The organism is Peribacillus sp. NJ4 (genome assembly GCF_030348345.1).
GTDB lineage: Bacteria > Bacillota > Bacilli > Bacillales > DSM-1321 > Peribacillus.
The window spans coordinates 3605406-3624631 of record NZ_JAUCFQ010000001.1 but is presented as its reverse complement, the minus strand read 5'-3'; the positions used below and the strand labels follow the sequence as shown (position 1 = coordinate 3624631).

Here is a 19226-nt window from a genome sequence, read left to right as displayed (position 1 = left end):
ATAGCCAGGGAGGACGATTACGAGTTTTGTATAGTAATAATTTGGAACGAATCTAGGAGGGAAAAGATGGAAAAACGATTATTAATATCCCTGGCTTTGGTCATGACCATCACTCTTTCAGCTTGCAACGGCAATAATGACAGAAATGGTATTTCCCAACAGGAACAACAATCAGAATCTAATCGTGAACTGGTTGAATTCCCTGAGAACTACGATAAGGGTGTAAACTATACGACTGTGCATCGGGGAAATGTCAGAGAGGAACTCTACACGAGCCGGGAAGCGATAGAAGCGGTGCAGAATGGGCAGCCAATCCCTGACGGCACCATAATCACTCTCGAAATCTATAGGGATGAAGAGCTTGGTGAAATTTTCGTGATGGAAAAGCGAGCTGGCTGGGCTGATGAGAACCCAACTGAGATGCGTAATGGAGATTGGCTATACCAGGAATTCAATGGAGACAAGTCGGTGGATTACAAGGAAGAAATCGGTCGATGCTTTACTTGTCACGCGAACCAGGAACGGGATGACTTCGTGAACACGAGGGATGAAATGAAAAGTTTTGACCTTGGGGAATTTACTGGGTCAAAGGATGGCAGTACAGCATCACGGACTGCAGGTATTCCCACCGAACACTGGGAGGTAAAAGCGGTAGACGATAAATTGGAGGACTCTCAGGATATATCGCATGGAAACAGCTTAATGGAAGCAGAAAAAGCGGGAATCATCCAGAAGGTTCTTTTAATGGTTCATTTTAAATAATAAGACATAGGGATTTAGCATCGACGGAAAACCGACCCAGGTATAAATAAATTAGAAAGAGGAGAAATTCTTGAATCCAAATATGTTAATCAGGCTGGTCATTGATCTTTCTATGACAGTTCTGATGTTAGTTGCAATGGCTTACCAGATTACCGGAAATACAATACATGAACTGGTAGGAGCATTATTGTGTTTATTGTTTATTACCCACAATATTTTAAATCGACGATGGTATAAGACGATTTTTAAGGGAAAGCACAATGTACGACGCATTCTAAGCATAGTGGTCAATCTACTTTTTCTTGTATCTATGGCTGTAGTCATGATAAGTGCTGTGCCCATATCTCGTGACATAATACCTTTTATTCCTATAAACAATGACATGGTTCTATTGCAGATACATGTTATGACTTCATATTGGGGATTTATCTTCATGGCTGTGCATATTGGGATGTCCTGGACAACAATTATCAATTCAGTACGAAAGATGACGGGAATTAAAAGCACCAGCCGTATCCGCGCCATTGCATTTCGTGTCATAGCGGTGTTGATTGTCGTTTATGGGGTTCAGGCTTCTTTCGAGAGAGAGATGCTTTACAAGTTAACCATATATAATCCATTTGGTTGGAACCTTGATGATTCCTCCATGGGATTTTTAATAGATCATCTAGCTATCATGGGAATATATATCAGCGGGACTCATTATGTTCTGAAATTTGTTCAGAAGCAGGATACAGGTTTAAAAGAGAGGAATATCAAATAGAATATTGGAAAAAGTTTAATCAAGGCAAATCTTCATTATAAAAAAGTGCAATAATCCATAAGCGGATTAACGCACTTTTTTATGCATATTTTCCCTTCAGGCGGTTAATATCTTCTTTTGGTGGTAATCCGAACAAGCGGGAATATTCACGGCTGAATTGGGATGGGCTTTCGTAGCCTACGCGGAATGCTGCTTCAGTGGCATCTGTTGACTCGGATAATAATAGACGACGGGCTTCCTGTAGCCTCAGTTGTTTTTGGAACTGAATGGGACTCATCGCTGTTACCTCTTTAAAGTGTCTATGAAGCGATGAAACGCTCATATTTGCAATTTCCGCAAGGTCTTCAATCCGAAAAGACTGGTCATAGTTATTCATGATATGGTCGACAACGCCGCCGATTTGATAGGTGGAACTTCCTTCTAACGCAATTTGCCCCAGAGTAAAACCATGCTGCCCTTGTAAAACCCTATAGATGATTTCCTTCGTGATAAGAGGTGCGAGTACGGGTATATCATTAGGATTGTTTAGCAAATGAGATAATCTGGTTACCGCGTCCAACAGAGCTATTTCTATTTGACTTACATACATGCCTCTTTTAGCATGTTCTTTCTGGTTAACAGCAAGTTGAGAATCCTGTAAAACCTCCAAGATTTGATTTGGTGTAAATTCGAGTTTCAGTGCCAAATATGGATTTTCTGAAGAGGCTTCTGTGACTATTCCGGTAATTGGCAAGTTAACAGAGGCAACAAGGTAATCGGCTGGACCGTATACATAGCGCTCCTGTGCCAGTAATACCTCCTTCTTACCTTGAACGATAATGCATAAGGAAGGCTTGTAAACTCCGTAATTTGGACCGGTAACATTAGAGAAACGAGAGAAAAATAAAGAAGGAATGGCAGTCGGATGAGACCCGTCCTTGCCAGTGTGACTCTCTATGAGTTGGGTGAGATCAGCCCGCTGTTTATAGATTTGTTCAGACATATAAACCTCCTTGTTTCCTTATTCTTTCTAGCTCCATTCTAATACATATTCCTCTGGAGTGTAAGTGAAGTGAGAGGATTAGGCAATGATTTGGTAGGAATGCTATAAGGCTTTCTTATTTATTTATTGCATAATAAGGGAGTCAAAGTTCTTTTTAATATTAATATTTCCGCAATATAGATAAAGGAGTTGAAGCGCACCCTGAATACCTGAAAATATATATGTTAACTCCTTTCAGTTTTTAAGTTGGTACATCTCAATTTGTCATTTCAGGTATTTTAGACAAAGTAGCTGCTTCTGTGGGCGGCTCGTCAATACTGCAATTCTGTTGGTGCTGCTGCGGTCGCAGCATGATTGATCTTTTCTAGCTTTATGGATAACCCAATGAGATTTTCTTAATGCCACCAATGTGAACTTAACTCCGCATCGGTTGCGGATAAAATATAACAGCAAAGTGACAATTATAAAAGAGGGGGGAATATAAGTAATGCAAAAACGTAAATTAGGAAAAAGTGACTTAGAAGTTTCTACTATAGGACTTGGATGCATGGGCATGAGCCATGGTTACGGTCCTGCTTCGGACAAGAAAGATATGATTTCCATGATTCATGAGGCAGTTGACCGAGGTGTTACTTTTTTCGATACTGCCGAAGTATATGGTCCATATGTAAATGAGGAGTTGGTAGGAGAAGCGCTTGCTCCTTTCAAGGGAATAGTGAATATCGCGACTAAATTTGGTATCCAAATGGTAAATGGCAAGCAGGTGCTTGACAGTAAGCCGGAGCGTATTAGGAAATCAATCGAAGGCTCGCTTAAACGGCTTAAGGTTGACACTATTGATCTTTACTATCAGCATCGGGTGGACCCAAGTGTTCCGATTGAGGAGGTAGCCGGAGTAATGCAAGACCTAATCAAGGAAGGTAAGATAAAGCATTGGGGACTTTCTGAAGCAGGGGTTAAAACGATTCGTCGTGCACACTCGATTTATCCACTCACTGCCATTCAAAGTGAATACTCAATGATGTGGAGAAGTCCTGAAGATGAACTACTGCCTACCCTTGAAGAGCTTGGAATCGGCTTTGTTCCTTTCAGTCCGTTGGGTAAGGGATTCCTTACTGGGAAAATTAATAAGGATGCAACGTTCGGTAGTTCCGATTTCCGCAGCATTGTCCCTCGCTTCAAACCTGAAAATATCGAAGCAAATCAGGTATTGGTCGAACTGATAAAGAAGATTGCTGTAGGAAAAGATGCAACGCCCGCTCAAATCGCATTAGCATGGGTACTTGCTCAGAAGCAATGGATTGTTCCGATTCCCGGTACGCGGAAATTGGAGCGCCTCGAAGAAAATCATGGGGCAGCTGATGTTGAGCTGACCCATGAGGAATTGAATGATTTGAACAATGCGCTCTCGAAGATCGAGATTTCGGGAGATCGCTATCCGGCAGAATACGCAAACAGAGTAGGTAAATAAAGAAAATGAAAACAGGAGGATTTCATATGCAGAAAGTAATTTTGAACAATGGTGTTGAGATGCCTATACTAGGTTTTGGGGTTTTTCAAATACAAGATGAAAATGAATGTGAACAAAGCGTTTATGACGCTATTATGGCAGGCTATCGTCTTATCGATACTGCTGCCTCTTATCTGAATGAAGAAGCAGTCGGCAGAGCAATCAAGCGGAGTGGTGTGCCAAGAGAGGAATTGTTTATTACTACAAAACTATGGGTTCAGGATGCAGGTTATGAAAGTACAAAGAACGCATTCACAAAATCACTGAAAAGACTACAATTGGATTATTTGGATTTGTATTTAATCCATCAGCCATTTGGGGACGTATTTGGTTCTTGGCGTGCAATGGAGGAGTTGTACAGTGAAGGAAAAATTAGAGCAATTGGAGTTAGTAACTTCCAAATGGACCGTCTAGTGGATTTGATTGTCCACAATGAAGTAATTCCTGCCGTAAACCAGGTTGAAACTCATGTTTTTAATCAACAAATAGAAAGTGCGAAACATATGAAAGAGAACAATGTTCAGGTAGAGTCGTGGGGTCCATTTGCTGAAGGAAAAAATAACATGTTCCAGAACGAAATATTAGTGTCCATAGCCGAAAAATATAATAAAACTGTTGCACAGGTGATTTTACGTTGGTTGACACAAAGAGGAGTCGTTGCGATTCCAAAGTCTGTTCGTAAGGAAAGAATCATCGAAAACTTCAAAATCTTTGACTTCGAATTAGGCCAAGAAGATATGGAGAAGATTGCTACGTTAGATACGAAAAAAAGCTTGTTCTTTTCTCATAACGATCCTGAAATTGTGAAATTGATTAGTACCCGTAAACTTGATATTTAACGCTCTCTTCCAAAATGAAGTGAAGAAATAGTCGATTCCTTTTAGGAACTTCGGCATTTCTTCGTTAAAACATTAGGATAGGGGTTGTAGTTTGTAAATGACAGTACTTAAACTAACAGGTGCTTGGTTCCATTGGGCATAAAGGAAGACCACAATAAGTGGTCTCTTTTGTTTGTTTAAAAGTCAATAATGATTAACAAAACCTTGTTTTAAAACATAAGCTTAACCTTCTTAACTACTCAGTAATATCAATAATGCAATCCCAAACGGAAGTGCAATTTTATCCAAGAACGGGGAATTATTAAAGTGGTTAATGATATCTACTCCTTTCAAAATATGAAAAAGGAAATAGTAAATTCCTACTTCTTAATGAACTAACGGGGCAGTTTAGTTTAATAAGACTTTTAGAATCAAACTACCAGTTGAAACCTTTTTAGGAAAAATCTCGTATATATATTTAGGGAAATGTTTTTTTAGAATAGGAGGAACAGGTTATGTTAGGGGATATTATATATCAAGTTATTGTTTTCGGAGGTATAGCATTAATTTTAGGTGTTTTTGGTTATTTATTTTTTAAGAAGACCAAGAAAAGCTAATTAAATTTCTAATTCAAGTAAACTTCATTAAAAAATAGTAAAATGGAAGAGGTTTTGTATGAGAATTAATGAGAATGAGAAAAAGAATTTATGGAAATCTTTAATAAATAATGGGTAGTGCCCTTTTTGTTATGTTAATAGGAATTATAGTTTTGATTTATGTACTAATCTAATTTACTTGTTCAACGTGTGGCTTTACTTCAATAAAGAGTAAAGCCTTTTTCTTATTCAATGAGCACATCTCTCTTATTAAACAAAACCAGCTAAGTTTGTGATTTAATACACTTAAACTAACGGGTGCGTTAGTATTATAAGGTTAGCCAGTTTTTACTGGTTGACCTTTTTTTAATAGAATCTATTATATCAGTAGCCAGGGTAGGACGTACGGGTGCGTGGGACTTGATCCCGTGAACTAAACAGTCCGCCCCCTATTTGTAGAAACATGTTTGAGGCTGGTTGGGACGTAGATCTCGTATAACAAGCGAAGCTATGACACTACATGGAGGACTAGGGGTACTGGTAAGTATGTAGAGGAGGGAAAAACAATGAATCCAGTTGTTGGTCTGGATGTGGCAAAAGGAGAGAGTCAAGTTCAGGCATTTTTAGATCAATCTAAACCGTATGGGAAGAGCTTTTCAATGAAGCACATCAAAGAGGAATTAGATCATTTTTTAGACTTTTTAAAAGAGATTGAAGAGGTGACAGGGCAGATGCCTATGGTCATTTTAGAATCTACAGGGCATTACCATACTCCTGTTATTCAATACTTGGAGGAACAAGGGATTCTATATATCTTACTAAATCCGATTATTTCTTATCAGGCAAAGAAGACCAGTTTACGGAAGGTAAAAACAGACGCTATCGATGCGTACCAGTTGTGTGTGCTGTATTACAAAGAGGATTTTGAACCTCATAAAATTAGAGGAATTCAGCTATTAGACCTTCGGAATTTGTCCAGACAACAGGAAATCGTAACGAATATGTATGTGGAAGCTAAACTTCAGTTTCACACCATTTTAGATCAAGTGTTTCCTGAATACCGGAAGGTTTTTGGGGATCTATATTCAAGGGTTTCTTTATTGATATTAAAGGAATATCCCACTTCAGAGGTGGTGTTAACAGCCGGGGAAAGTAAACTAGCAGAGAGTGTTATAGAGTTCTGTCCTAGCCGATCGGGTCAATGGGCATGGAAAAAAGCCAAAAAAATAATGGACTCCGCATCTCGAAATCCATACCAAAAAAATGTGTATCAAAGTCACGTAATCAATCTTCGTATGTATATTGAGTTGCTTTTTCATTACCAGGGACACCTCTCTGATTTGGAAGATCGTATAGTGGCCCTGGCAAATGAAATTGAGGAATATAAGATCATCCAATCGATTCCAGGTATCGGAGAAAAAATCGCAGCCACAATTATTTCTGAAATTGGTGAAATCGATCGGTTTAATCATCCGAAAAGACTGGTTGCCTTCGCTGGAATAGATCCAAGTGTTCACTCATCGGGTAAGTATACGGCAACCATTAATCGTATTACTAAAAGAGGTTCGAGCAGACTACGTCATTCCCTGTATCTTGCCGTGCTATGCGGCATAAGGAGTTCAAGAAACAAAAAGCTTAAAGCTTTCATTGATAAGAAAAAATCAGAAGGAAAGCCAGCCAAAGTGGCGATCGTTGCCTGTATGAATAAACTTCTTCATTGGATTTACGCTTTATTAAAGAGAAAAGAAGCATTCCTAGATTTAGCCTGATTAACGGTTTTGTGAAACAGAGAAAAATCCTTCCAAAAGGGTTTTGGAGGGTTATTTGTCATGAACAAAAATAGTATATCATAAGGGAAATGAAAATTTTAGAGAAAGATATTGACATCCTATTAGCTGGTTTAGTTCTATTACTTCTTTTTGAGCACAAAAAAACAATAGTGATTCATATTATTGTGATTTAACATAATAGAATTATATAAAAAGGTGAGGGAAAAAATAAGGAGGTTTATTAATGGGATTGTTTGATTTCTTTAAAAGAAAGACTCAAGATGTCGCAGCTACAGTTGAATCAAAATCAATTATTAATGTTGAGGAAGTACTACAAGAAGAGGAAGTAATACAGGAAGAACAACCGAAAAAAGAAGAGCCAATTAAACGATTAAATTTTTTAATAAAAGGAACGTTCGTAGAAGAGCACCAAAAGGCAATTAAAAGGTTAGTTAAAGAATTGAAACAAGCTGAGTATTTTTACTTTGAACCATATGATGGTCTTAAAAACAAAGAAATAAAAGAAGATTATTTTGAAGAAAGAGTATATGAATACGGAGGTCAGCCTTTACCTAAAGGATATTTGGAAAGTGAAGATTCTAATGAATATGATAAAAATGCTATAAAAGTTTTACTTACTAATTTGGACGGAGAAAAGATACATATCGGATATGTTCCGAAGGAATTATGTTTAGAAATTAGAAGTTTAAAAGAAAAATATGAAACTTATGTAGCACCAACTTTAGAAAAGGGTAAATATAAAATGGCTCTTTATGATGAATTCGGAGAAGAAAAGGTAAAAACATACACAGATGAATATGAAATAAAATTATCTTTAAGTTTTTGGGAAACACTTCCGGAATCATTGAAGAATATTATCTAATTGTTGCTGATTACGAATCGGCTGAGATCTTTTGGTTGTGCCATCTTTCATCGACCTTACTTCTTTCATTCAAAATCAGTGTCTTGTTAACGGTAATGGAAATCTTTTTTGAAGAACAAACCCACAAAAAGTACCCTTCATGGGTCTTTTTTGATGCAAAATTGTTTATAGAGCATTCTTTTTAAGAGTTAGTCCTTAATGAACTAACGGGTGCGTTAGCTGAGGATCAGAGCTGTCTTTAAGGCAGCTTTTTCTTTATGGAACTATCGGTGCAGTTTAGTTTTAAAGGCTGGAACTATTATGCAATGTAAACGTCTTTAAATATATATGGAGGTGGAGTAAGATAGTGGAAGATAACAGGATTATCGACTCCCACCCACCAATCCGATTCTGGATAGATAGGTGGCAATCTTCTTGATGTTCTGGCAGGCTGCTGTGAGTAACACTTGTCCCCTCACTTTTATATTCCCGCGCAACTATTTTACCCGTTCGTAAAAGTACACTTTACGAACACTTTTCGAGGATATAACAGAAGGTAAAGCCCATGGATCTAGACAGACCATGGGTTTTGTATTTCCTATAAGATTTATGTTAACTATGAACTATATCATATCTAAATGAGTTATTTCCCAATGTTTATTCTTAATAAGTTGCTCTAAATTCTCTTTATCTCTTTTTTTAAAATATTTGGTAATTTCTTTATGATCTTCATTCATTTGCTCTAATACGGCAAAAAGCTTTTCTTCATTATTACTTAAATAAATCTGTCTAACAAAACTATTTTGTAAAGAATCAAGAAGATCTATTAATGTAGGATTATTGCATTTATCAATATATACTTTATGGAATTGATTTTGGTATTTTTGATAATCTAAATAGTTTTTTGTTGAAATTGAAAATTCAATTTTCTTAACCAAATCTTCCATACGTTCAATATCACTTTCTGTGATATGCTCTAAAGATAATGAGGCTGCTAAAGAATCCAATACACTAACAATTCGAAAAACATCTAGCTTTTTTTGGGTATCAAGTTCTTTTACAATAAATCCTTTTCTAGGAAGATACTCGAGCAAATTGTCTGAAGCTAGTTGTATCAAAGCTTCTCTTACAGGAGTTCTACTTACTCCTAATTTTTCGCATAATACCGATTCATTTATCTTATGCTTAGGAAGTAGGGTTCCGTTCTGAATTCTTTCAGTTATATAATCATATACGAGATCTTTTAATGATTGATATCTATTTTTGATAGCGTTTCCTCCTAAGCCAAAAATTAATATTATATAGTATACAATATAATATTAGAAATTCTTGTCTTTAATATTAGCACCATCTTTTACAGACTTCAATATCTCTATTATTTATTATTATATTTAAGATATAAACCGACTCCTGCTTCCATTTTTATTTATGAATTGTTGTTTTAAGTGATTCAAGTTGATAAAACTTATAGCATTAGAAATAAGGCAGTTTAAAGAATTTTTAAGAATAAAATAATAAAGCATTGAAAAATAGATAAGTTAATTGTATAATTCGGTATGTAAAATATTTTCTGACTATTCTGTATTATATACAATATACAATATAAAGTATATTTTCTGCATTTGTTTTAAGTTTTTTAAACTATTTGTATTAGATACCTTTATGTTAAGAAATAAACCCAAGAAAACATTAGGTAAAAACTGTAATGTGGAAGGGGGATTTTTTTTGGAGTATAAAATATACAATATATTATATACAAAATAAAATTCAAGTTTCAACAAGACCATTTTTAAAAAGTTATAAAATTAGAGGTGAGAAAAATATGAGTGAGAATAACTTTAAAGATGTGCAAGATGGAACAAAAGCGGTATGGGCAGGAGAAAAAGAATCTCTTGCTTATAATGCAACCCAAGTTCCTGTAGTTCTTAGTGTAGCCTACAATTACGATGACGTAGACGAATGGCAAGAAGTTGCCCTTGGAAATAAACCTGGTTATACCTATAATCGAATGGCAAATCCAACTGTTCAAGCTCTGGAAGAAAAAGTAAGGATACTCGAGGGGGCAGAGAAAGCTGTAGGTTTTTCATCAGGAATGGCTGCTATTAGTAGTACATTATATACATTTCTAAGACCAGGAGATCGGGTTGTATCAGTCAAAGATACTTATGGAGGAACCAATAAAATTTTTACTGAATTCTTGTCCAATCTTGATGTCGATGTGACATTGTGTAATACCGGAAACCATAAAGAAATTGAAGCTGAAGTGGTCAAAGGGTGTAAAGTGCTATATTTAGAGTCTCCTACTAACCCTACTATGAAAGTTACTGATATTGAGAGGATAGCGAGAGTCGGAAAATCAGTGGGTGCATTAGTTATCATAGATAATACGTTTGCTACTCCAATTAATCAAAATCCTCTTCAATTAGGAGTTGATATTGTAGTCCATAGTGCAACTAAATTCTTAAGTGGACATGCAGATGCATTAGGTGGCATAGTATGTGGCTCTAAAAAATTAATGAAAAAAGTCTATCATTATCGTGAAATTAATGGAGCAACTATGGACCCATGGTCTGCCTACCTTATTTTAAGAGGGATGAAAACGTTAAAGCTTCGTGTACGGCAACAAGAAAAAAGTGCAATGGAAATTGCAAAGTATCTTCAAAAGAAAAAGCTTGTTGACGCAGTTTATTACCCGGGATTGGAAGCGCATCCACATCATGATATCGCAAAGAAACAAATGAGAGGGTTCGGTGGGATATTAAGTTTTGTATTAAAAGATGAAATGAAAGCTATCAAAATTTTATTATCAAAATTAAAATATGCAAACAAAGCTGGAAACCTTGGAGCCGTTGAAACTATATATGGGCCTGCAAGAACGACTAGCCATGTTGAATGTACTATTGAAGAGCGTAAAGCCCTTGGTATCCCAGAAGGTTTAGTTCGTATCTCTGTAGGTATCGAAGATACAGAAGATCTTATAGCAGATTTAGAGCAAGCTTTTTCTTACTTAGAATCCAATTACCCTGTTAGCTGTAGTTGAAAGCATAAAATATTACTAATGGAAGAGGTATTGAAATATGACACATAAGATAGCATTACTTGGATTTGGTGTAGTTGGTCAAGGGTTAGCTGAAATTTTACAAGATAAAAGTGAGTCACTACGTATTGGGTTTAACTTTGATGCAAAAATCGTTGCTATTTCTGATGTTATGAAAGGTTCCCTTTATGATCCTAAGGGGTTGGATCTTTCTTTAGCGTTACAAGCTGTAAAGGAAACAGGAAAATTAGATAGTTACCCTGAAACCCTTAGCTTGGTAAGAGGGTGGGATAGTTTTCAAACAATACGTGAGAGTAATGCAGACACTGTTGTTGAAATTACCTTTACTGATGTAAAAACAGGACAACCTGCCATTGATCATTGTAAAGCAGCATTTGAAAGCAAAAAGAACGTAGTAATGAGTAATAAAGGTCCGGTTTCTCTAGCTTATCAAGAGTTAGCTGAATTAGCAAAAAAAAATGATGTTCGTTGGGGCTTTGAAGGAACAGTTATGAGTGGAACCCCAGCATTAAGAATGCCACTGAGTTCATTGGCAGGGAATAGCATTTTTGAAATACGAGGGATTTTAAATGGAACAACTAATTATATCCTAACTAAAATGGAAGAAGGATTGAGTTATCAAGATGCATTGTCAGAGGCACAAGCTCTTGGTTATGCAGAAGCAGATCCGACTAGCGACGTTGAGGGATATGATGCTCAATATAAAGCTACCATTCTTGCTAACATTGTAATGGGTATTCCAATGAAACGAGAAGAAGTAGAATGTGAAGGGATTAGTCATCTTACGGAAAAGGACATTGAGTGGGCAAAATCAGAAGGTAAGAGATGGAAGTTAATTGCTAAATGTATAAAGGATGGCGATAAAGCCATTGCAAAGGTAGGACCTGAAGCTATACCTCTTACAGATCCTCTAGCTGGAGTTTTAGGTGCACAAAATGCTATTACTTATGATTGTGATTTAGCTGGCCCAATTACCTTAATTGGAGCGGGAGCTGGACGTAAAGAAACAGGATTCTCGATTCTTATTGATTTAATCAACATTAACCGTGATCAATTATAATTCGTTTCATTCTTAAAGTTATAAGTTAAAAATTACTTATCATGAGGTGATTTTGTATGATGTTTACTGACAATTTAATAAATAAAAATAAGATGTTTCTTGCTGGGGAATGGGTATCTCGTGATAAAAGCATTGATGTCTTGGATCCACAGGATCATAGTTTAATCACAACAGTTCCTGCTGCCAATGAAAGAGACGTCATTTATACTATTGAAGAAGCAAAAAAAGGAGTAAAAATAGCAGCAGATATGTCAACACATGAAAGAATTGCTATACTTCATCGTGCTGCGGACTGGATCTTTGAAAATAAGGAAAGATATGCAACTACTATTGCTCGTGAGGGAAGTAAAACAATTAAAGAAGCAAGGAAAGAAGTACTACGTTGTATTGAAACACTTCGTATAAGTGCTGAAGAAGCAAGGAGAATTAATGGAGAAACCATTTCGTTTGATCAAATGCCAGGAAGCGAAGATCGCATAGGTTACTATTATCGTTTTCCTATTGGCATAATTGTAGCTATAACACCTTTTAACGATCCATTAAATCTTGTTGCACATAAAGTGGGCCCTGCTATTGCTGCCGGGAACGCTATTATTGTAAAACCAGCAACTGTAACACCATTAAGTGCTCTTTTATTGGCAGAAGCTTTTGAAAAAGCCGGTCTGCCACCGAAAGTTTTATCCGTCATTACCGGTCGTCCAAGTGACATGGGAGATAGTCTAATTACTCATTCAGCTATACGAATGATTTCTTTTACAGGAGGACTTGCCACTGGCAAAGCAATTATTCAAAAAGCAGGCTTGAAAAAGATATGTATGGAGCTTGGATCAAACTCACCCGTTATTGTATTGAAAGATGCTGATTTAGAAGAAGCTGTGAAATCAACTGTTTCTGGAGCATTTTGGGCAGCAGGACAAAATTGTTTAGGTGTACAGAGAATATATGTCCAAGAAGGTATTTATCATGACTTTATTGGTAAATTTATTGATCGTACTCAACAATATCGAGTAGGTGATAAATTATTAGAAGAAACAGATATGGGACCAATGATCTCCGAAAAAGAAGCAAAACGTGTTGAAAGTTGGGTAAATGAAGCTGTTGAGAAAGGTGCAAAGTTGCTTTGTGGTGGAAAACGTGAAGGATCTTTTTATCAACCTACTGTTTTAGTTAATGTACCAGAAAATTGTAAATTGGCAACTGAAGAGGTTTTTGGCCCAGTTGTTACCATTTATAATGTTCCTGATCTTGATACAGCTATTTCCCAATCTAATAGTGTAGATTTCGGATTGCAAGCAGGTATATTCACTCGTGATTTAGATAAGGCATTGAGAGCCATACGTAAACTTGATGTAGGTGGAGTTATGGTAAATGATAGTTCAGATTATCGCATTGATGCGATGCCTTTCGGAGGTGTAAAAGGTTCTGGTTTAGGTCGTGAAGGAATTAAGTTTGCACTTCAAGAAATGACTGAACCAAAAGTTGTTTGTTTTAAAGTTAATAATAAAACAATATGATAACATAAGGGCTGACCTGTCCAGGTCAGTCTTTAAGATAAAGATTCTGATTTTTCTGTGAAATATAAACTTTGTATATTGTTGTCTATTAAACTAAGTACTTGAAGAGAGTAAATAACGAAGGAGGAGACTAGATGACAAACACAAATAATACCAATGAAAACCAGTTGAAACGTTCAATGAAAAGTAGGCATTTGTTCATGATTTCGCTAGGTGGTGTAATTGGAACGGGTCTTTTTCTGAGCAGTGGATATACAATTAGCCAAGCTGGACCAGGAGGAACGATTCTCGCTTACTTAGTAGGCGGATTAATCATGTACCTTGTCATGTTATGCCTGGGCGAACTAACTGTTGCTATGCCAGTAACAGGTTCATTTCAATCTTACGCTACCAAATATATCGGTCCTGCTACTGGATTTACTATTGGTTTAATGTACTGGCTTACTTGGGTGGTAACGGTAGGGTCCGAATTTACTGCCTCTGGACTATTAATGCAGAGATGGTTTCCTCACACTTCTGTTTGGATGTGGAGTGCCGTCTTTGCGATTCTAATTTTTTTACTTAATTCCATTTCAGTAAAAATATTTGCAGAAACCGAATTTTGGTTTTCAGGTATCAAAATAATTACTATTATCTTATTTATTGTGCTTGGAGGGTCTGCAATGCTTGGATTTATTCCAATGGATGATAGAACCTCTGCCCCCATGCTTTCTAATTTCACTGTAGATGGAGGTCTTTTCCCAAATGGCCTGCTTCCAGTTTTTATGGCTATGATTTCCGTTAATTTTGCCTTTTCAGGAACAGAACTTATTGGTATTGCTGCTGGAGAAAGTGAAAATCCAGAAAAAGACGTTCCTAGATCTATTAGAAATGTAATTTGGCGAACAATGTTTTTCTTTGTTGGTGCAATTTTTGTGTTATCTGGGTTAATCTCTTGGAAAGAAGCAGGAGTCATTGAAAGTCCATTTGTGATGGTTTTTGACAACATCGGAATTCCTTATGCAGCTGATATTATGAACTTTGTTATTATTACAGCTTTACTCTCAGTAGCAAACTCTGGTCTATATGCATCTACTCGTATGTTATGGTCACTTTCAAATGAAAAAATGATAAGTTCATTTTTTGGAAAGGTAACGTCAAATGGAGTACCATTGAATGCTTTAGCTGTAAGTATGGCAGTAGCTTGTTTATCTCTATTATCTAGTGTATTTGCACCTGATACAGTTTATGTGGTACTTGTGGCTATATCAGGATTTGCAGTAGTAGTAGTTTGGATAGGGATTGTTTTATCACAATATATGTTCCGTAAACATTTTTTGAAAATGGGTGGAGATATTAAAAATTTAAAATTCCGTACACCACTTTATCCTTTTGTACCCATTGCTGCTTGTGTTTTGTGTCTTGCTTCTTGTATAGGTCTTGCTTTTGATGCGAGCCAAAGAATTGCTCTGTATTGTGGAGTACCTTTTATTATTTTATGCTATCTCTTCTACTATATGAAAAATCGAGGAAATAAGAATCAGATAAATTCTTATAATGAAACGGATGATTATATTAGGAATATTAAGTAAAGAGATTTTTTGTAAAAAATGAGAAGGCTTACAAAATCTTTGGTTTACTGATTTTTAACGTACTAATTTAAATAATAAATCAAAGAATTACCACTGATTTAGGACAGACTTCTTCTACTTATATATGAGAAGCTGTTCTTTTTCAGTGTGCCTAGCATGTGCATTAAATAAGGGTACCGATGGTTGATAGACATAGATTTGGATGAATTCTATGATAAGTTAGTCACTCCTTCCTACTCGATTTATTTACATCACTCCCATAATATTCAATTATAAAAGTAGCTTCAACCTTAACTTAATCCTGTTGGTAAAAGTACACTTTGTAAAAAGAAAAGCCCATAGAATTATATAAAATCCATGGATTCAATAAGGATTACAGAAATGATCAATCTTTTTTATAAAGTTACAATTGTTAAGAAAAGAACTACGAATAAATATTTGATTATTTTGAAAATTCATGATAATATTTACGTATAAAAGAATCAATCGGCAATGGCGCCTGTTTCAATAGCTAATAACGAGCTATTGGGCAGGCGTCTTTTGCAATTTTCAGGGGGGAACTTATGAATAATAGAACCAAATTAAAAGCTTTATTTGGCATGATCGTTATTTGCTTGTTTTTGTATGCTTCCTTAGGAGCGGCTGCAAGCGGAAAAGCAGTTTCGACTCCACAAAAAAGGGAGGGCCATTGTATTCAAGTGTTGGATAAAGGGAATTGGGCTCCTGACACCTATAAGTCTGTTCAAAACCTAATTGATAAGCATGGTGCTGGAAGTACAGGATACGATCCAAATCGAAAACCTTATGTTGTTTTTGATTGGGATCATACGAGCATCATGAATGATACGGAGGAGGCCCTCTTTCTTTATCAAATTGATCACTTGGCATATAACATGCAACCGGAAGAGTTTTATGAAGTGATCAAAAAGAATGTGCCGAATGGACCCTTTTCACACGAGTTTAAAAACCTTCAAGGAAATGCGGTCACTCTTATGGAAATCGCCGAGGATCTGAAGCGCGATTACGAATTTCTTTATTCCAACTATAATGGGATGAATGGAAAAGAGAGGTTAGAAACGCTTCATTCAACTGATCAATTTAAAGATTTTAAAGCGAAAATGTACTTTCTGTATGAAGCCATTGGGGAAACATACGGTGTTGAAATCGGATATCCATGGGTGCTTTATTTATTTGCCAACATGTCGACCGAAGAAGTTCAGCAGCTTGCAGAGGCTTCAAATGATTATAATTTAGGGGCGGAAATGGCATCGGTGACGCTTATAAGTCCTGGGTCCATGTTAGGAAAAGCCGGTACTGTTCAAGTTACCTATACAACAGGACTGCGTCTGGCCTCGGAAATCGCAAACTTAATGCATACTTTTATGGAGAATGGGATTGACGTTTTTGTTATTTCGGCTTCGATGGAAGAGGTGGTGGAGGTATTTTCGTCAAATCCAAAATACGGCTACAACCTTCCAAAGGAAAATGTCTTTGGGATGAGATTAAAAAAGAAGGAAGGAATTACTCAAGCAGAATATGAAGACAATTGGCCGATCACTGCTCGAGAAGGTAAGGTGGAAGTGATCGAACACGCCATCTCCAAAACGCGGGGCGGATACGGTCCGATATTCGTAGCGGGAGACAGCAGCACAGATTATGAAATGCTGACAATTAAGAGTTTGAAACTCGGTTTAATCATCAACCGCCTCAAAACAGGTGATATCGGCAAGCTTGCGAAAACAGCTGCAGAACGGATGGGCAAAAACAACCCGAAATATGTTCTCCAAGGAAGAAATGAAAATACAGGCTTATGGATACCGACTGAATACACGATCAAGCTTGGGTCAAATGAAGAAAAATTGTTGGCGAATCCATAAAAAGATTCGTCTCCGAAGATTCAGTACACTGGGATTCCGTTAAAAGTTGTTCAAGAAAGCTATTATTAACCCGTTCGTAAAAGTACACTTTTACGAACGGGTCTTTTTTCGATAAAATCAACTCATTTTCACGTTCGTTAAAGTTGATGAAATAAAGTGCTTATGGCCAAGTAATAAGGAAAGATGCTGAATATGAAAAAGGTGAACAAAAAAGGACAAAGGGGATTGTTATGGAAAAAATTGTTGAATCATTTAAAAATATAGGTACATCAACAATTTCTGATGCACTTGATAAATTAGGAGTAGAAGGACAGTGCTTAGGTATTCGTTCCAATTCCCTTCAATGGAAGATAGCTGGACGAGCCTTCACTGTAAAATATGGTCCGGTAGACATCCAAAAGGGGACAGTTGGCGACTTCATAGACGACGTAAATCCAGATGAAGTGGTTGTCATTGATAACCAGGGGCGCTTGGATTGTACGGTATGGGGGGGATATCATGACGGGGGTTGCAAAAAGGCGCGGCATTGCAGGAACGGTCATAGACGGTGTCTGCCGTGATACCAATCGAAGCATTGAGTTGGATTATCCTGTGTTCAGTGCTAATCGGTATATGAGAACTGGCAAAGATAGAGTTCAGGTTGATGTTGTGGGAGGTGCAGTCTCCATTGCCAACGTTCGTGTTCGAAAGGGTGATATAGTTGTAGGCGATGCCGATGGGGTGGTCGTTATTCCAAAAGAGTATAAGGAGACGATTCTCGCTATTGCAGTAGAAATCGAAGCTGCAGAGGATAGAATTCGTGAGGCAACCGAAAAAGGCATGCGTTTGGATGATGCCCGTAAGCTTTTTAATTATCACAGTTTGCAAACAAAGGGAGAGTGAAAATTCACATGGGAAACACTGGCTTTAGAATCTATAATCAGTTTGAACGTCCTCCCCGGAGTTTGGTGGATGCCTTTACCGGCATCCCTGTGGCAAACATTGCCGATAACATGAACCGAACATTTTGTATAGGGGGGGAAATTAGGCCGTACAATGTGCAACCTCTTATTGGAAGCGCTTTTACGGTGAAAACTCGTCCAGGCGACAATTTACTGCTTAATAAAGCAATTGATATGGCATCTCCAGGCGATGTTATCGTAGTTGAAGCACAAGGTGATACTACTAATGCCTTGATGGGAGAATTAATGGTTGCCTGGGCACAAAATCGGGGAATTGCCGGATTTGTTATTGATGGAGCCATTCGTGATGCTGGGGTTATCAGGCAGATGACTATGCCTGTGTATGCTTCGGGTGTAACTCCAGCTGGTCCATATAAGGATGGTCCTGGCGAAATTAACACCCCCATTTCTTGTGGAGGTGTGACGGTCAGACCTGGTGATATTTTAATTGGGGACGAAGATGGTGTGGTTGTAATTAACCCTAAAGATGCTCGAGAGATATTAGAAAATGCGCGTAAAACCGTAATCAAAGAAGAAAAAGTAATGGCTGACATTAGAAATGGAATTTGGGACAGAACATGGATAGATAAAGCGCTTCATGACAAGGGATGTGAATTTGTAGATTAATTTACCAATTAGGCAAGGTGGGTATAGGGTTTCTTTGTTGTTCTGGTAAGTTACAATATGAGAAACACATTCAGGTGTGGGATGGAAGCCCGCCCCTGTATCAGCTTAAAAGGTGGTACAGGGGTATTTATTTGTTTACCTTCCGTTTTTCCTAGCATAATATTCCCTAGCACGTTCACGTACACGTTCTCCATTTTTCTCATAATACCTTTTAGTATATTCAGGTCTTTTTTCGTTGTATTTTTTGCCGTATTCAACAAGACATGGTCTACATTTGCTACGCGTACCGCCTAAACCTGCCTTTAAATTAGGGAAGTGTTCCAACTCCAGCATTTCCTCACAACCACTACAACGCTTTACAATAATTTCACCATTAACCTCGATATATTCAGTACCTCTTCTATTTTTCTTTAAGACTTGCTTTTCAACCACGCCCACAATCTCTCCCTCACTGATCTCGCCAATCCCAAATTATATTTAAACACTAACTCTTTACCTCTTATCATACCAACAATC

At 37.1% G+C, this 19226-nt stretch carries 18 protein-coding genes; 15 read left to right on the top strand and 3 right to left on the bottom strand.

Annotation, left to right across the window (positions count from 1 at the left end; genetic code table 11):
• The first annotated feature begins 66 nt into the window (after positions 1–66).
• Together QUF94_RS18020 and QUF94_RS18015 are read left to right on the top strand one after the other, a co-directional pair.
• On the top strand, positions 67–762 hold the full coding sequence (locus QUF94_RS18020) for a cytochrome P460 family protein (protein ID WP_289317049.1): 696 nt from the start codon (positions 67–69) through the stop codon (positions 760–762).
• A 70-nt stretch (positions 763–832) separates the two neighbouring features.
• On the top strand, positions 833–1525 hold the full coding sequence (locus tag QUF94_RS18015; protein ID WP_289317048.1) for a DUF4405 domain-containing protein: 693 nt from the start codon (positions 833–835) through the stop codon (positions 1523–1525).
• A gap of 79 nt (positions 1526–1604) precedes the next feature.
• Here the strand turns inward: QUF94_RS18015 and QUF94_RS18010 are convergent, their stop codons facing one another.
• Positions 1605–2507 carry an AraC family transcriptional regulator gene (locus tag QUF94_RS18010; protein ID WP_289317047.1) on the bottom strand — a complete coding sequence of 301 codons (903 nt, stop codon included), beginning with the start codon at positions 2505–2507 and terminating at the stop codon, positions 1605–1607.
• 487 nt (positions 2508–2994) lie between these two features.
• Between QUF94_RS18010 and QUF94_RS18005 the strand changes: the two genes are divergently transcribed.
• The 5 genes from QUF94_RS18005 to QUF94_RS17990 all read left to right on the top strand — a co-directional run bounded on the left by QUF94_RS18005 (position 2995) and on the right by QUF94_RS17990 (position 8083).
• Positions 2995–3978, top strand: a complete 984-nt coding sequence (locus tag QUF94_RS18005) for an aldo/keto reductase (protein WP_289317046.1) — start codon at positions 2995–2997, stop codon at positions 3976–3978.
• A gap of 26 nt (positions 3979–4004) precedes the next feature.
• Positions 4005–4856: an aldo/keto reductase gene (locus QUF94_RS18000; RefSeq protein ID WP_289317045.1), complete on the top strand. Its 852-nt coding sequence runs from the start codon at positions 4005–4007 to the stop codon at positions 4854–4856.
• A gap of 494 nt (positions 4857–5350) precedes the next feature.
• Positions 5351–5452, top strand: coding sequence for an LPXTG cell wall anchor domain-containing protein (locus QUF94_RS28890; protein ID WP_142398510.1), 102 nt, complete (start codon positions 5351–5353; stop codon positions 5450–5452).
• A gap of 545 nt (positions 5453–5997) precedes the next feature.
• Positions 5998–7200, top strand: a complete 1203-nt coding sequence (locus QUF94_RS17995) for an IS110 family RNA-guided transposase (RefSeq protein WP_289314851.1) — start codon at positions 5998–6000, stop codon at positions 7198–7200.
• Between the two features lie 244 nt (positions 7201–7444).
• Entirely contained in the window at positions 7445–8083 is a 639-nt protein-coding gene (locus tag QUF94_RS17990; protein ID WP_289317044.1) for a hypothetical protein, read from the top strand.
• A 602-nt stretch (positions 8084–8685) separates the two neighbouring features.
• Here QUF94_RS17990 and QUF94_RS17985 read toward each other — a convergent pair.
• Entirely contained in the window at positions 8686–9330 is a 645-nt protein-coding gene (locus QUF94_RS17985) for a GntR family transcriptional regulator (RefSeq protein ID WP_289318425.1), read from the bottom strand.
• Between the two features lie 554 nt (positions 9331–9884).
• Here QUF94_RS17985 and QUF94_RS17980 point away from each other — a divergent pair.
• The 8 genes from QUF94_RS17980 to QUF94_RS17945 all read left to right on the top strand — a co-directional run bounded on the left by QUF94_RS17980 (position 9885) and on the right by QUF94_RS17945 (position 18710).
• Positions 9885–11102, top strand: a complete 1218-nt coding sequence (locus QUF94_RS17980; protein ID WP_289318424.1) for a cystathionine gamma-synthase family protein — start codon at positions 9885–9887, stop codon at positions 11100–11102.
• Between the two features lie 37 nt (positions 11103–11139).
• Positions 11140–12180, top strand: coding sequence for a homoserine dehydrogenase (locus QUF94_RS17975; protein ID WP_289317043.1), 1041 nt, complete (start codon positions 11140–11142; stop codon positions 12178–12180).
• 59 nt (positions 12181–12239) lie between these two features.
• On the top strand, positions 12240–13694 hold the full coding sequence (locus tag QUF94_RS17970; RefSeq protein WP_289317042.1) for an aldehyde dehydrogenase family protein: 1455 nt from the start codon (positions 12240–12242) through the stop codon (positions 13692–13694).
• Between the two features lie 134 nt (positions 13695–13828).
• Positions 13829–15265 carry an amino acid permease gene (locus QUF94_RS17965; RefSeq protein WP_289317041.1) on the top strand — a complete coding sequence of 479 codons (1437 nt, stop codon included), beginning with the start codon at positions 13829–13831 and terminating at the stop codon, positions 15263–15265.
• Between the two features lie 563 nt (positions 15266–15828).
• On the top strand, positions 15829–17142 hold the full coding sequence (locus tag QUF94_RS17960) for an HAD family hydrolase (protein WP_289317040.1): 1314 nt from the start codon (positions 15829–15831) through the stop codon (positions 17140–17142).
• Between the two features lie 230 nt (positions 17143–17372).
• Complete coding sequence (locus QUF94_RS17955; protein WP_289317039.1) at positions 17373–17702, top strand: RraA family protein; 330 nt, start codon at positions 17373–17375, stop codon at positions 17700–17702.
• The gene (locus QUF94_RS17950) at positions 17641–18024 is read left to right on the top strand and encodes an RraA family protein (RefSeq protein WP_289317038.1); all 384 of its coding nucleotides are present in this window, start codon (positions 17641–17643) and stop codon (positions 18022–18024) included. Before QUF94_RS17955 ends, QUF94_RS17950 begins: the two co-directional genes overlap by 62 nt.
• A gap of 8 nt (positions 18025–18032) precedes the next feature.
• Positions 18033–18710 (top strand): RraA family protein, encoded by a 678-nt coding sequence (locus tag QUF94_RS17945; protein WP_289317037.1) that lies wholly within the window; start codon positions 18033–18035, stop codon positions 18708–18710.
• 135 nt (positions 18711–18845) lie between these two features.
• Here the strand turns inward: QUF94_RS17945 and QUF94_RS17940 are convergent, their stop codons facing one another.
• Positions 18846–19142 (bottom strand): hypothetical protein, encoded by a 297-nt coding sequence (locus tag QUF94_RS17940; protein ID WP_289317036.1) that lies wholly within the window; start codon positions 19140–19142, stop codon positions 18846–18848.
• Between the last annotated feature and the right edge of the window lie 84 nt (positions 19143–19226).

What these genes read in the sequence shown, in the direction of transcription:
- QUF94_RS18010 (WP_289317047.1), bottom strand. Translation starts at nt 2,507, where the DNA reads ATGTCTGAACAAATCTATAAACAGCGGGCTGATCTCACCCAACTCATA.
- QUF94_RS17980 (WP_289318424.1), top strand. Translation starts at nt 9,885, where the DNA reads ATGAGTGAGAATAACTTTAAAGATGTGCAAGATGGAACAAAAGCGGTA.
- QUF94_RS17950 (WP_289317038.1), top strand. Translation starts at nt 17,641, where the DNA reads ATGACGGGGGTTGCAAAAAGGCGCGGCATTGCAGGAACGGTCATAGAC.
- QUF94_RS17975 (WP_289317043.1), top strand. Translation starts at nt 11,140, where the DNA reads ATGACACATAAGATAGCATTACTTGGATTTGGTGTAGTTGGTCAAGGG.
- QUF94_RS17955 (WP_289317039.1), top strand. Translation starts at nt 17,373, where the DNA reads ATGGAAAAAATTGTTGAATCATTTAAAAATATAGGTACATCAACAATT.
- QUF94_RS17945 (WP_289317037.1), top strand. Translation starts at nt 18,033, where the DNA reads ATGGGAAACACTGGCTTTAGAATCTATAATCAGTTTGAACGTCCTCCC.
- QUF94_RS18020 (WP_289317049.1), top strand. Translation starts at nt 67, where the DNA reads ATGGAAAAACGATTATTAATATCCCTGGCTTTGGTCATGACCATCACT.
- QUF94_RS18000 (WP_289317045.1), top strand. Translation starts at nt 4,005, where the DNA reads ATGCAGAAAGTAATTTTGAACAATGGTGTTGAGATGCCTATACTAGGT.
- QUF94_RS18005 (WP_289317046.1), top strand. Translation starts at nt 2,995, where the DNA reads ATGCAAAAACGTAAATTAGGAAAAAGTGACTTAGAAGTTTCTACTATA.
- QUF94_RS17990 (WP_289317044.1), top strand. Translation starts at nt 7,445, where the DNA reads ATGGGATTGTTTGATTTCTTTAAAAGAAAGACTCAAGATGTCGCAGCT.
- QUF94_RS17970 (WP_289317042.1), top strand. Translation starts at nt 12,240, where the DNA reads ATGTTTACTGACAATTTAATAAATAAAAATAAGATGTTTCTTGCTGGG.
- QUF94_RS17995 (WP_289314851.1), top strand. Translation starts at nt 5,998, where the DNA reads ATGAATCCAGTTGTTGGTCTGGATGTGGCAAAAGGAGAGAGTCAAGTT.
- QUF94_RS17960 (WP_289317040.1), top strand. Translation starts at nt 15,829, where the DNA reads ATGAATAATAGAACCAAATTAAAAGCTTTATTTGGCATGATCGTTATT.
- QUF94_RS28890 (WP_142398510.1), top strand. Translation starts at nt 5,351, where the DNA reads ATGTTAGGGGATATTATATATCAAGTTATTGTTTTCGGAGGTATAGCA.
- QUF94_RS17965 (WP_289317041.1), top strand. Translation starts at nt 13,829, where the DNA reads ATGACAAACACAAATAATACCAATGAAAACCAGTTGAAACGTTCAATG.